Source organism: Photobacterium toruni (assembly GCF_024529955.1).
Lineage (GTDB): Bacteria > Pseudomonadota > Gammaproteobacteria > Enterobacterales > Vibrionaceae > Photobacterium > Photobacterium toruni.
In genome coordinates this window covers 732,293-745,364 of sequence record NZ_AP024855.1, presented here as the reverse complement: position 1 = coordinate 745,364, position 13,072 = coordinate 732,293, and the positions used below count along the sequence as shown (strand labels likewise).

Annotated in this window: 10 protein-coding genes and 2 pseudogenes; 4 read left to right on the top strand and 8 right to left on the bottom strand. The window is 33.8% G+C overall.

Features of this window, described 5'->3' with window-relative positions:
• Window positions 1–132 precede the first annotated feature (132 nt).
• Both OC457_RS17470 and lpxL read right to left on the bottom strand, forming a co-directional pair.
• On the bottom strand, window positions 133–1,284 hold the full coding sequence (locus OC457_RS17470) for an iron-containing alcohol dehydrogenase (RefSeq protein WP_262054078.1): 1,152 nt from the start codon (window positions 1,282–1,284) through the stop codon (window positions 133–135).
• 1,076 nt (window positions 1,285–2,360) lie between these two features.
• A complete protein-coding gene (lpxL, locus tag OC457_RS17465) occupies window positions 2,361–3,293 on the bottom strand; it encodes an LpxL/LpxP family Kdo(2)-lipid IV(A) lauroyl/palmitoleoyl acyltransferase (RefSeq protein ID WP_080176313.1) in 933 nt (310 codons plus the stop codon).
• Window positions 3,294–3,930: 637 nt separating this feature from the next.
• Here lpxL and OC457_RS17460 point away from each other — a divergent pair.
• On the top strand, window positions 3,931–4,575 hold the full coding sequence (locus OC457_RS17460) for a hypothetical protein (RefSeq protein ID WP_080176312.1): 645 nt from the start codon (window positions 3,931–3,933) through the stop codon (window positions 4,573–4,575).
• A 949-nt stretch (window positions 4,576–5,524) separates the two neighbouring features.
• On the opposite strand, the gene OC457_RS17455 is transcribed toward OC457_RS17460, so the two are convergent.
• The 4 genes from OC457_RS17455 to OC457_RS17440 all read right to left on the bottom strand — a co-directional run bounded on the left by OC457_RS17455 (window position 5,525) and on the right by OC457_RS17440 (window position 9,192).
• Window positions 5,525–6,124, bottom strand: a complete 600-nt coding sequence (locus OC457_RS17455; RefSeq protein ID WP_080176311.1) for a thiol:disulfide interchange protein DsbA/DsbL — start codon at window positions 6,122–6,124, stop codon at window positions 5,525–5,527.
• 163 nt (window positions 6,125–6,287) lie between these two features.
• Window positions 6,288–7,439, bottom strand: coding sequence for an iron-containing alcohol dehydrogenase (locus OC457_RS17450; RefSeq protein WP_080176310.1), 1,152 nt, complete (start codon window positions 7,437–7,439; stop codon window positions 6,288–6,290).
• A gap of 266 nt (window positions 7,440–7,705) precedes the next feature.
• Window positions 7,706–7,948 (bottom strand): hypothetical protein, encoded by a 243-nt coding sequence (locus tag OC457_RS17445; protein ID WP_080176309.1) that lies wholly within the window; start codon window positions 7,946–7,948, stop codon window positions 7,706–7,708.
• Between the two features lie 221 nt (window positions 7,949–8,169).
• A complete protein-coding gene (locus tag OC457_RS17440; RefSeq protein WP_080176308.1) occupies window positions 8,170–9,192 on the bottom strand; it encodes a HoxN/HupN/NixA family nickel/cobalt transporter in 1,023 nt (340 codons plus the stop codon).
• 370 nt (window positions 9,193–9,562) lie between these two features.
• Between OC457_RS17440 and tpx the strand changes: the two are divergent.
• Both tpx and OC457_RS17430 read left to right on the top strand, forming a co-directional pair.
• A pseudogene (gene tpx, locus OC457_RS17435) lies at window positions 9,563–10,059 on the top strand (thiol peroxidase).
• A 20-nt stretch (window positions 10,060–10,079) separates the two neighbouring features.
• Complete coding sequence (locus OC457_RS17430; RefSeq protein ID WP_144379615.1) at window positions 10,080–10,412, top strand: glycoside hydrolase domain-containing protein; 333 nt, start codon at window positions 10,080–10,082, stop codon at window positions 10,410–10,412.
• 94 nt (window positions 10,413–10,506) lie between these two features.
• Here OC457_RS17430 and OC457_RS17425 read toward each other — a convergent pair whose 3' ends face one another.
• Complete coding sequence (locus OC457_RS17425; protein WP_080176307.1) at window positions 10,507–11,139, bottom strand: hypothetical protein; 633 nt, start codon at window positions 11,137–11,139, stop codon at window positions 10,507–10,509.
• A gap of 478 nt (window positions 11,140–11,617) precedes the next feature.
• Between OC457_RS17425 and OC457_RS17420 the strand changes: the two are divergent.
• Window positions 11,618–12,067: pseudogene (locus OC457_RS17420) on the top strand (glycoside hydrolase domain-containing protein); the annotation flags it as partial.
• Window positions 12,068–12,139: 72 nt separating this feature from the next.
• Here OC457_RS17420 and OC457_RS17415 read toward each other — a convergent pair.
• On the bottom strand, window positions 12,140–12,988 hold the full coding sequence (locus tag OC457_RS17415; protein ID WP_080176306.1) for a hypothetical protein: 849 nt from the start codon (window positions 12,986–12,988) through the stop codon (window positions 12,140–12,142).
• Window positions 12,989–13,072 lie beyond the last annotated feature (84 nt).

Below are 13,072 nucleotides of genomic sequence, written 5' to 3'. Positions count from 1 at the left end.
AGTGGTCTGTTATTTTTTACAGTACGTAATGATTATTTTTCACGTAATAGAGATAAAAACTTTTCTCTTGTTAGCTTAGATATGTTGAGTGCTAATCGTTTTTGTAATAATTTAACTTTTTTATCCTTCAATTTACATGCGAGCTTTAAAGATATTAACAATCTCAGCAAGATTTGCTTGACGAGGGTTCGTTAAAGAACACGCATCATTTAGGGCATTTTGTGCCATAAATGCGAGTTTATCTTCAGTAACACCCAGGTCAGCTAGACGTTGCTTAGTCCCTACCTTTTCAGATAGTGCATCAATCGCTTCAAGGGCTGCGTTAACTGCTTGCTCTTGAGTCATGCCTGATACATCAACACCCATTGCTTTTGCGATATCAACAAAACGTTCTGGTACTTGTTGAGCATTGAAGCGTGATACTTCAGCCAATAGGATTGCGTTACATAAACCATGAGATAGGTTGTAAACACCACCTAGTTGGTGTGCCATTGAGTGAACGTAACCTAGAGAAGCATTTGAGAATGCCATCCCTGCTAAGTATTCACCGTACTGCATTGCATCACGTGCAGCGCGGTCTTCACCGTTATTCACGACTGCTTCTAAGTTGTTAACAATTAACTCAATCGCTTTGATTGCAGATGCATCAGTGATTGGCGTTGCTGCTGTTGAAACATAGGCTTCAACTGCATGAGTTAATGCGTCCATCCCTGTTGTTGCCGTTAGGAACGTAGGCATTGCTACCATTAGTTCTGAATCGTTAACTGCGATGATAGGGGTGAAGTGCTTATCAACAACTGGGTATTTAGTTTCATCTTCTTGGTTTGTGATGATAGCAAATACCGTCATTTCTGATGCCGTACCTGCAGTTGTATTCACTGTTACCAATGGAAGTTGTGGTTTTTTCGATAGGTGTACACCTTTTGAGTAATCACGAATATGACCACCGTTAGCTGCCACCAATGCGATACCTTTAGCTGTATCGTGAGAAGAACCACCACCAAATGAAATCACGAAGTCTGCTTTGCTTTGTGTAAGAAGAGCAAGACCATCTTCGATGTTTTTCTCAGTTGGGTTTGGTTGAACACCATCAAATACAACAAAATCTAAGTTATGTGCTTTTAGCTCATCAGTCAGTTTATCCACTAGGCCGATTTCAGCAAGAATACCATCAGTCACGATAAGTGCTTTTTTCAATTCTTTTGATGCTAGTTCAGCACCTAGAGATTGAATAGCGTTAGGACCCATTAAGGTTACAGGTGGCATGTAAAATACATTGCTCATAGTAAAGCTCCGATAATTTTTTATTAATTTTTGATGACTTATCGCGATAGCCATAAGCCTGAATTCGAGTTTACGTTGAGGGATATACTGTAGGGGTGATGTATATCCTTACCGATTTTAGTGTTGCTGTCTGTTTCGATGGGGTTATATTAACAATTACTGAAAAGTTAACAATATACATAAAAACAAAAACACTATTACCAACGTGTAATAATAAAAGGTGTTGAATGATTGCTTGGCTCGTTGATACAGGCTAGTGCTCTCTTGACATAAAAATAAGGTAAGAAGGTTTCTCTGGAAATGATTGTTTTGATTTAAAGTTTATAGCAATATTACTTGTATCTTAATATTGCAACTAATATGAACCTGATTACATAATATGCATGCTGCTAAATATAGTTGTTTTTAGGAAAAAGTCACACTAGGTAACGAGTAAAACCTGTTTGAGACTTTAGAATCGTTTCTTGGGACGATTTTAGTCACATCAGAGTGATAAGCGATTGATGACGAGATGGATTGATTAAATAAATTTATTTTTAATTGTTTGGTCAGATGTAGTGAAAAATAAATTCATATAAGAGAAATGTAGTAACAAGAATCATGACTAAGCATATTATACTGACCGTAAGTAATTCTTTCCGCGATTTAATTTTCAGGCAGTGCATTTTATGATCGACAATAATTTCTTTACTCCGTAGTTTTATATATAAACGATTAGCTTTATTTATATCATTATGACTTGATAATAATGCGTGATCCCATAAGTAAGATCGCTTATTTCCTTGTTTGTTTTCGTTATTTATTTGTTGTCGTATTTTTGTTATTGTTGGTTTTTTACCTGCAAAGAACGGCATTCATAACTCTTTTATATAAAGATTAGACTTGATATTCAAAGTTAATGCATATGGTTTCTATGTCATCGAATGATATTTGAATATGGGTGTGTTTTTTAGCGAGAGAGCATTGCGATCTTTAGTCTTTGGCTAGATGTGAGAAACTCACTCTTTGCGGGAGTGGTTTCTCGGAAAACTTAAAGCACTAACGAAAGATCGTAACTGAATTTTATAGTACTTTTATTAAAAATATAAACTTCGTTCACCCTTTGGGCGAGTTTTAAAACGTCGATGTAACCACATATATTGGCTTGGCGCAGCCATAATTGAATGTTCTACTACTTTATTAATATAAACGGCAGCAGTATGCGGTTCATTGTGTGGAAAATCATTTAATGGTGGATATATCTTTAATGTATATTTACCACTGTTACTATTTCGGATCATAGAAAAAGCCACTGGTACTGCACCAGAAGCATTAACTAATAAACTAGTTCCAGTCGTTGTACAGGCATCTTTTACTGCAAATAATGGTGCAAAGGTTGAGTTACGACCTTGACCATAATCCTGATCAGGAGCATACCATAAGATCTCTCCGTTTTTTAAGCCTCGGAGCATACCTTTTATATTTTTACGATCAAGCATATATTTATTTGAACGTACACGACCTTTAAACTGAAAATAATCAAAACAGGGGTTATTGTTTGGTCGATATACTCCGACGCCTGGGTTTTTCAAACCAAAAGCGCGTGCACCTAATTCTAAATTCATAGAATGTACTGCAATTAATAGAATGCCATTTCCTTGCTGCTGTAATTGTTCAATATACTCTAATCCTTCAATTTCAACGTGCCTCTCCACACGAATATCAGGCCAAAACCATGCCATCGCTGTTTCAAATAATGCTAACCCAGTGTTATCGATATTCTGTAAAATTAAACTTTGCTGCTCTTCTATCGATAAAGAAGGGAAACACAATTTTATATTTTTCTTAATCGTTTCTCGACGACTCGGCATAACCATCATTGCTAATCGACCAATACCTTGTCCTAACCTAAATTGAATAAAATATGGTAGCCAACTTAGAAGATACATCACTCCCATTAATATCAGTACAGACCAATAACGAGGATATAAGAATGATTTTGTAAATGTCGCTTCAGTAAATTTACGCATAATAAAATATAAAGTTTCTCTGTTAATATTTTAAAACCATGTAGTTAACAATAATTTCGAATAAAAAATAGAGCATCAGTAGTCAATAACATCTGCGGATGATACATTTAATTCTTAGATATATATGAGATAGAGGTAATCAGGAAAATATTTATTCAGTCAAAAGTAATATTTAATAATATGTGGTAATACGTTTATATCTGGAAGTTATTAATTTGATAATCTATTTTTAAAATAATATATACTCATAAGTATTTAATAAGGAAGCTTAATATATAGCTAATGAAATGAATATTGCTATCTGTTTTATTGAGCCCTACTCTTTATTAGTAATATATTAACAAAATAATATTAGGTAACAATACCCATAAAAATAAAACACTATTACGAAATAGTAATAATGTTTACAAACAGAATAGTGTATTTTAGCGAAGTAAAATGGGTAGTAATTGTATATCTATGTAATTATAAAACAGGTTTTATATATTATTTTTATGTTTAATTTTCTATATGTTTAATAGAAGAGAGCATTATACTTTTTAGCTATTCATTCTGGCTTAGTAGAAATATTTAAAAATAGTAATAGTTGTGATTTAATAATGAAAAAAAATATATTATTGATTTAATAAGAAAATCAATGAAAATTAGTCATGTAGGTAATGATGAATTAACAATTTTAAATAAAGGAAGATTTGCTAATGCATACGTGTACAGATATAAAACATTAAAACATGATATAACCATAAAGGATTTCCATCATTGTCCATCTATTATAAGAGTAACATATGGAAGATTAATGGCGAAGAAAGAGGTAAATATAATAAACAAATTAAATGGGATTAATGGAATAACATCAAATGCATATATGTTATCACCTTATACTTGCGCATTTAATTATGTTGAAGGGACGGCTATAAAATCAAAATACAATATTCCTGAATTAACTTTTATTCAGCTTGAAAGTATTATTAATTCTATTCATGATAGAGAAATTGTACATCTTGATCTTCGAAATTATGGGAATATTATTACCGATAATAATAATATTCCTTACATTATTGATTTTCAAACAGGAATAAGTACAAAATATTTCCCGAAAATAGTTAAAGCATTATTACGAAAAATAGATATTTCAGGAGTATATAAAGCATGGTATAAATATGATAAAAAATCAATGCCTGACGATAAAATTTTATTTTTGAATGATTTTAAGAGTATCAGAAGGTTATGGCCATTTAAAGGATATCCAATAACCCGACTTATAGAAAGAATTAAAAGTTAATTTTGTTGTTAGTAGTAAATATAAATCTATGAAAATGGTTAATTTTATATTTAACTTTATAGATAATTATATGTTATGTTTTGATACCAATATATTTATATTATATCTAATCGCATAAGATGGATTTTATTAAATATAGTTATTTTAAACTCTATGGATTAGTTGTTAATGGGACAATATGCAGTAATAGCACTGGAATAGATAATATGAATCGTGATAAGTATAGCAGTATGACGTTCATCGTATTCGCCGAGTTTTTATTTGTTATCGCCATGATAATATAAGGAAAGAATTTAAATATTGTGAGTATACATAAATAAGTTTGATATTAAACACCATCAATCATGAAGGTATTTTTTCCTGTGAGGTGGATTTAGAATGACTACAAACTAAAAAGCAGTACAAAAACAGCTAATGTCCCATATTTTGTAAGACTTAGCTACTAAACGTACCAATCTCTCATTACGTATTAATGAAGTTCTGCATTTTTAATATAGGCTATTATTTAATGCTTATAAGAAAATTATAGGTACATCATTACCTTTAGGTATATTGGCAAGCAGATTTAAATCAAATCTGTCGTAACGAAGTAGCAATAATGCTTTTTAATGTATTTTGACGCGGATTATTGATTAGCATTATTTCAGTTGCGTAAAGCAGAAAAACGAGAACGTAAACAATATGAGGCGTTTTGTTTAATCCTAAAAAGTCGGCATGGCAGCCTTTCTTTTATTTAGTCGTTACCCTCTTGTTTCGCATAAAATTTGTGATGTTAAATGCTAACAATTTAAGAGGTCGCCTAAGCGACCTTTGTTGTATCTGCCCTATACAATGTATTGGGTTTATTAGGTGTCTATCATTAAATATTTAATAGTATGTGATTTAAAGTAAGAAAAAGAGGCTTTAATTAACGTCCTTCTTGATAGGTATTTTTACTGATTGAGTGATGTTATTTTTTGAGTAAGAAGTTAACTAATTCAAAATATTCATCAACAGATTTAATATCACTTGTTTTTACTAGGTACTTATTGTTGACTATAACTGCAGGAACACCAGTTAATTCTGCTGCTTCAAAAGATTCATCAAAACGAACCACCATAGCGTTAACAGAAAAACTATTAAATGCGCCATCAAATACTGCTGCAGGCACACCTTCATCTATGAAAAGCTGGCGTATTTCCGCTTCATTATGTGGTGGCTGGTTAAGAGTATGAATACGATTAAATAATACCGGTACCATTTTATCCGTAACATTTAATATCACTGCGGTTGCAAATGCTTTACTCATAACTTTTCCCATTGAACCACCTATAAATGACACATGCATTTTCTGAAGATTCACATTATCTGGTAGCTTAGTTTTTAATTTACGTATTATGGATTCAAATTGAAAACAATGGGGGCAGTAAAATGAGAAATACTCAGTCACTATTGGTGTTGTTGATTGTGGTTGATCTAATACCTTATAGTAATTGCCTTCCGTAAAGTTAGCTGCGTGCACAGAAAAAGACAATAAAGCCGCGCTGATTAGCGTAAGTACGTTTTTCATTAGTTCAGGGTCCTAATATATCGATTTATATCAATAGGTTTGATGTTAAATACTGACTTATTTGAGTCGATATTTTTGTATATTGTTTTAAAACTCAGTCAAAAAAAAGCCGCTGATAAATCAGCGGCCTTTTCGACAGATTAATTACCTATAGTCAGGGTAATTACATGCGAGCTTTAAAGATATTAACAATCTCAGCAAGGTTTGCTTGACGAGGGTTAGTTAAAGAACACGCATCATTTAGAGCATTTTGTGCCATGAATGCTAATTTATCTTCAGTAACACCCAGGTCAGCTAGATGTTGCTTAGTACCTACCTTTTCAGATAGTGCATCAATCGCTTCAAGGGCTGCGTTAACTGCTTGCTCTTGAGTCATACCTGATACATCAACACCCATTGCTTTTGCGATATCAATAAAACGTTCTGGTACTTGTTGAGCATTGAAGCGTGATACTTCAGCCAATAGGATTGCGTTACATAAACCATGAGATAGGTTGTAAACACCACCTAGTTGGTGTGCCATTGAGTGCACGTAACCTAGAGAAGCATTTGAGAATGCCATACCTGCTAAGTACTCACCGTACTGCATTGCATCACGTGCGGCGCGGTCTTGACCGTTATTCACGACTGCTTCTAAGTTGTTAACAATTAACTCAATCGCTTTGATTGCAGATGCATCAGTGATTGGCGTTGCTGCTGTTGAAACATAGGCTTCAACAGCGTGAGTTAATGCGTCCATACCTGTTGTTGCAGTTAGGAACGTAGGCATTGCTACCATTAGTTCTGAATCGTTAACTGCGATGATAGGGGTGAAGTGTTTATCAACTACTGGGTATTTAGTTTCATCTTCTTGGTTTGTGATAATCGCAAATACCGTCATTTCTGATGCCGTACCCGCAGTAGTGTTCACTGTTACCAATGGAAGTTGTGGTTTTTTCGATAGGTGTACACCTTTTGAGTAATCACGAATATGACCACCGTTAGCTGCCACCAATGCGATACCTTTAGCTGTATCGTGAGAAGAGCCACCACCAAATGAAATCACGAAGTCTGCTTTGCTTTGTGCAAGAAGAGCAAGACCATCTTCGATGTTTTTCTCAGTTGGGTTTGGTTGAACACCATCAAACACAACGAAATCTAAGTTATGTGCTGTTAGCTCATCAGTCAGTTTATCCACTAGGCCGATTTCAGCAAGAATACCATCAGTCACGATAAGTGCTTTTTTCAATTCTTTTGATGCTAGTTCAGCACCTAGAGATTGAATAGCGTTAGGACCCATTAAGGTTACAGGTGGCATGTAAAATACATTGCTCATAGTAAAGCTCCGATAATTTTTTATTAATTTTGATGACTTATCGCGATAGCCATAAGCCTGAATTCGAGTTTACGTTGAGGGATATACTGTAGGGGTGATGTATATCCTTACCGATTTTAGTGTTGCTGTCTGTTTTGATGGCTTCATTCTACGCCCTATCATTTAAGTAACAATAGTGGGTGAATCCAAAACACTTTTACGAAATAAATTGCAATAAAGTAGAGAAAAAATGTTTTAGTAAAGCAACGATAATAAAAGAAACAGAATTATTTATCAGTGGCTGATAATAGTTTGTCATTAAAGCTCATGTGGCTATTCTTTTTCGTTACCACAATGCCTGAATGTGATTTGTCCGCGGTACCGTTTACTGCATAATGGTTGGTAACAACAGCATTATTTGCTTGATTATTAAAATGAACGTTGCCTGTGAATGCGCCATCACGTGCTGATGAAGTGTAAGAAGTGGCGATAATAGCGGTCGCGATGATTGCTTTAATAACTGTTTTCATGAGTTGTGTAACCTTATCTTTATTGTTGTTTGTCACGCCGTCGGCGTTTCGGTGGGGGTATATTAACAATTACAAAAAACAAAACAATATACGATAAATGAAAAAGATTATTACATATAAGAGATAATTGAGAATGGTGCAATATCGTTAGATAACATAACGGACGCAATGCGTGCGACCGTTATCGATGAGGAAAGGAGATATAATGAGAGGTTAATGAACTAAATTGGCTGATCTAATTTATCATAACTGCGGAGCTTATAGTTGATGATAGAGAGTATCCAACAACCAATAAATATCGCAATTACTCCAATACCAACCATACCAAAATGATCGGTCATGGTATTAATACCGTCCCAAAATGATCCGCTTAACGTTAAACTTGATGCAATTGCACTTAATGCTTCTAAGCCACCAATAATTAATGCAACAATCACAGAAATACCAGTAATAGTCATGTTGTAGTAAAGCTTGCGTGATGGTTTTGAGAATGCCCACCCATAGGCGCCAAGCATTACCATATTATCCAGTGTATCAATTAATGACATGCCGACAGTAAATAAAACAGGGAAGATCATGATTAACCAGATATTCATTCCTTGAGAAGCATTGGTTGCCGAAAGTGCTAATAGGGTAATTTCACTTGCGGTATCAAAACCAAGTCCAAATAAGAATCCAATAAAATACATGTGCCAGCTTTTATTTATAAATTTAAATGAAAAATGGAAAAGTTTATTTAATGGTCCCGTTAATTGAATATTTAAATCTGCATCTGTTGGGCGAATACCTTGCTTATATGCATTGAATTTTTTATAGACAGAAAGAAAAATTCTAAGGTTGATATAAGCCATGATTAATAAAAATAAAATAGAAACACTGGTGCCTATCATGCCGCCAATATCGCTAATAAATGGAATTTTTGATTTAAATGTACCAACAGTTACCGCAATGGCTGCCGCGGCTAACATTACAATGGTGGAATGACCGAGTGAGAAAAAAGTACCAATGGTGATGGGTTTTTTACCTTGCTCCATCATTTTACGGGTGGTGGTATCAATAGCAGCAATATGATCAGCATCTACGGCATGGCGTAAACCTAAAGACCATGCCAATAGTGACATACCTAGCATTGCGGGGTGCTGATAAAAGGCAAGTACCGCAATAACCCATACCGTTATATTGATTAAGATAAGGCTAGATACCAGCCATATCGCATTTTTTTTCGTATTATCGCTGATTTTCATTAGATTTAGTCTCTAGTCTTTATGATTGATATTTAGAAAGTTACGTTGAGAGAATGAGTGAAATTTAATATTTATCAATAGAGCATACGAAATATAATATTTCTTTTTTAATAATACTTATCATTCTATTTTCTTTGTTAAGTTCTATCATTAGGTTTTAGTCTTGAATGAAGACTATTTAATTTTCTATTTTATTGATCTGTCTTTTTTATAAATACTAAAGCCCCTTTTTATTTATGTTTTATACGTTGTTGGTCATTATAAACATCCCTCTAGCGTATGTATTGATTTTTTAATGGTTGTTATATCGATAAAAGTAGCACAGTATATTTTTGCTCTTTAAATATAAAAATAAATAAAGAAAAATGTTATGTCAGTAACTGTTGAAGGTAAAAAATTATCAGTGGACGCTCAATTTCCACAAGCAGGTCAGTTAGCGCCAGAGTTTACACTATGTGGTGCAGATCTTAGTGATTTGACACTGAGTTCACTTAGAGGAAAGAAGGTTGTTTTAAATATTTTTCCAAGTATTGATACGCCTGTTTGTGCGATGAGTGTACGTGCATTTAATCAAATGGCAGCGGGTATTGATAATACTGTTGTGGTTTGTATTTCAGCAAATTTGCCATTTGCAGCAAATCGATTCTGTACCACAGAAGGGTTTGATAATGTCAAAACAGCATCATTTTTCCGCGAGCCTTAATTTACTCAAACTTATGGTGTAAATATTAATGAAGGGCTATTAAAAGGTCTGGCTGCTCGTGCTGTGATTATTGTCAATGAGGATGGGCTAGTGACTTACAGCGACTTGTTGCAGAAATCAAACATGAACCTAATTATGAAGCCGCAATGAAGGCTTTACGTTAAAAAAATCCCCCTATAGCTAAGTGCTTTTAGGAGAATTTTATTCTCTGTATGACGCCACATTATTTCTCACTGCTGAACATGTTTCAGAATTGTTTCTCTATGCCGCTGAGCCTGTTTATACCGTCGGTTGTCCGTTATTTGATGAAGTACGTTTACCGGTTAATAATGGTTTCTTTATAGTTAAAGTACTAAATAACGCTGATGATAATATGTACATAAAATCGGTGTCTATCAATGGCTATCTATTAGATAGCGGATTGTTCTTTAATCACTCCGAATTTAAAGCTGGAGGTGAACTTAAATTTGTTATGACGGGTGATAAGTTACAAGCAATGACATTGCTGACCAATTAAATAGAATAGTATTAAATTGAATATAAAAGGGACGTTTAAATGACGTCCCTTTTCAAGTTAATACAATATATAAAAACAATTTAAAAAAGAAGAGTTATTTTCTATGGATATTATTATACTGTTTTTTATAATAAAAAAAATAATTTACAGCCGCATAAAAAATAATGATATAGCCTAATGATTCAGAACTTTCTTCAGCAATATTTTTGACTATTCGTTGAAAATTATCACCTAAAATTTGATGCCACATTCCCCCCATACCAAATAATCGAGAATAAACTAAAGTAATACCAAGACCTAAACATAATATTGGGAAATAACTGTTTTTCATTACTTCAGCTAAGGCTTTGAGTGTTTGTTCTCGTTGTTGATTAGCATAGATAAGTGTTGAAAGTGCAACACTTAATGCTGGGAAAACCCAAAAGCCATGAAAGATTAATTGGTCAAAAAATGAGTCTAACTCTCTAATGAGTAAACAACAAAAAAAAGCAGCAATAAGGAAAGCTGTACGCTTATACAGTTTTCTAGTTTGTCCTAAATAAGCAAATACGACAGTTGTTCCTAATAATAGAAATTCTTGAGTATATTCCGTTAAAGATTGTTCAGGAATGTTATTTTTTAAATAAATAACATCATAGTATATAATTGCTATCGGGATTATTAAGATAATTAAAAGGAATAAAAAGTTCGTTAATTTTGAAATAATTGTATTTATGTATGAATGCATATTATTGTCATCGGTCTGTCTAAGTTATTAGTTTGTATTTATTGCTTATTAGCATAAGTAAAAATCCCATATAATTACAATATTAATTTATCGGAAGACGGTGTGTATTTAGAAATATAGCTTATTTTTATTCATAAATACGAACAAAATAATATGCCGAATGTTAATATATGAATTGAAGTGTAATCTAAATTTAGCACTCAACTAATTAAAACATATAGAATAATTATTTTTAGAATTGGAGTGTTAATTAAATAATAAACACTCCATTATTACTAATAGGTAATAATGATTTTATTAATAACGATGATTCAAAATAAACCGTTTTTGTTTTTTGGTTGAAAAATACTCGATATCATATTTTTTATTAGTCTTTTATGATTTACATCTAAATATTAATGTTAACAATTGTGGATGAGTTTCATCATTAAAACATTATTCATATCCAGAATATTAGACAATATAGTGATTATATTACCATATGCATGGTAATGAGCCTTCGCATCATATTCCATATTTGTATAATTTGACTGATGAGCCATGGAAAGCACAAGAATACTTAGATCAAATCATGAACCAGTTCTATACCACAGAGCCGACAGGTTTAATTGGTAATGAAGATGTAGGACAAATGTCGGCATGGTACATCATGAGTGCATTGGGCTTTTATCAAGTAACACCCGCAGATCCTACTTATTCTATCGGTCGTCCACTGTTTGATAAGGTGTCAATTGATGTTGAAGGTGGTGAATTTACTATTGTGGCTGATAATAATAGTCCGGTGAATAAATACGTGCAGTCAGTCACTATTAATGGTCAAGAGTTAGGTGCTAACTTAACCTTTAAACACAGCGATATTAAAGCCGGTGGTGAATTACGGTTTGTGATGACAGGTGATAAGAAACAAGCGTTGCAGGCGACATTTTAATTAATTAGTCAATAGATTAATAGTTATCAAATAAGCGTGCTCTTAGTGATCTAAGCGCACGCTTTTTTGTCATTACTCAGCTGAAAGATCTAACCCAAAATGCTCATCACAGGTGGTTTGACTGGGTTGATTAGTATTGTCGTAACCACAGTGATCGGTTTCGAGAATGTTGTATTCAACACGTGCAGCAGCGAGTAATTGGAAAAATTCTTCTTGGGTCACTTTACGCTCGCGGTAATAACTGGCGTAGGTGGAACTCCCAGAGAAAAAGCCTTGAGCAGTACGAACGCGGCTGTCGTTCGGTGGTAGAGTGGTGAGTTGATTTTGTATGATACTGCCATCAGGCATTCTTACTTGGTAAAGCACAGTATCATCGCCAATCAAGGTGGTATTAGTGTCTAATGTCATGCCAAATGATTCAAATGGACCTGAAATATTACCACTACAATCAGTGGCTTTTTGATCGGCACTGAATATTTTCTCATTGCCATTGATACCACACTGACCATTACCGAGTGCTTCGGTGGTTGCATCACATAATTCTGCTAATTTGGGCGGGTACAAAAACACATTTCGTTGTTTAATCGCGTTTCCAATCACTTCTAAATGAATAAAGCCTTTATAATTATCATAACGGTAAGGCCAACGGCTAGAAACCTGTGGCGTACCGTCTGCACCGAGTAAGGTATATTCACCGACCCAGTAACCGTTCTCCCGTTGCCATGGCGTAAAATCAAGTAATTGGAAATTATCGACATCACAGTTATCTTCTTCGATGGCTAAACTGGGATCGGATTCTTCAGCTGCTTGAGTTGGTTCTTCAGGGATTGGGGTACTGTTAGTATTATCATCATTGCAACCGCTGAGTATGGAGATACTAACGCATAATAATGAGGGTATTAGATATTGAGGTATAGGCATAGAGTGAGTTTCTTAATGGAATAATATATAAAAAATTAGTCAATTGAGATGATCTTGCTGCCTTATTTTTAATAATACTTCGTT

Bases quoted from the DNA above. Each gene is read 5' to 3' on its own strand.
- OC457_RS17470 (WP_262054078.1), bottom strand. From the start codon at position 1,284: ATGAGCAATGTATTTTACATGCCACCTGTAACCTTAATGGGTCCTAAC.
- lpxL (WP_080176313.1), bottom strand. From the start codon at position 3,293: ATGCGTAAATTTACTGAAGCGACATTTACAAAATCATTCTTATATCCT.
- OC457_RS17460 (WP_080176312.1), top strand. From the start codon at position 3,931: ATGAAAATTAGTCATGTAGGTAATGATGAATTAACAATTTTAAATAAA.
- OC457_RS17455 (WP_080176311.1), bottom strand. From the start codon at position 6,124: ATGAAAAACGTACTTACGCTAATCAGCGCGGCTTTATTGTCTTTTTCT.
- OC457_RS17450 (WP_080176310.1), bottom strand. From the start codon at position 7,439: ATGAGCAATGTATTTTACATGCCACCTGTAACCTTAATGGGTCCTAAC.
- OC457_RS17445 (WP_080176309.1), bottom strand. From the start codon at position 7,948: ATGAAAACAGTTATTAAAGCAATCATCGCGACCGCTATTATCGCCACT.
- OC457_RS17440 (WP_080176308.1), bottom strand. From the start codon at position 9,192: ATGAAAATCAGCGATAATACGAAAAAAAATGCGATATGGCTGGTATCT.
- OC457_RS17425 (WP_080176307.1), bottom strand. From the start codon at position 11,139: ATGCATTCATACATAAATACAATTATTTCAAAATTAACGAACTTTTTA.
- OC457_RS17415 (WP_080176306.1), bottom strand. From the start codon at position 12,988: ATGCCTATACCTCAATATCTAATACCCTCATTATTATGCGTTAGTATC.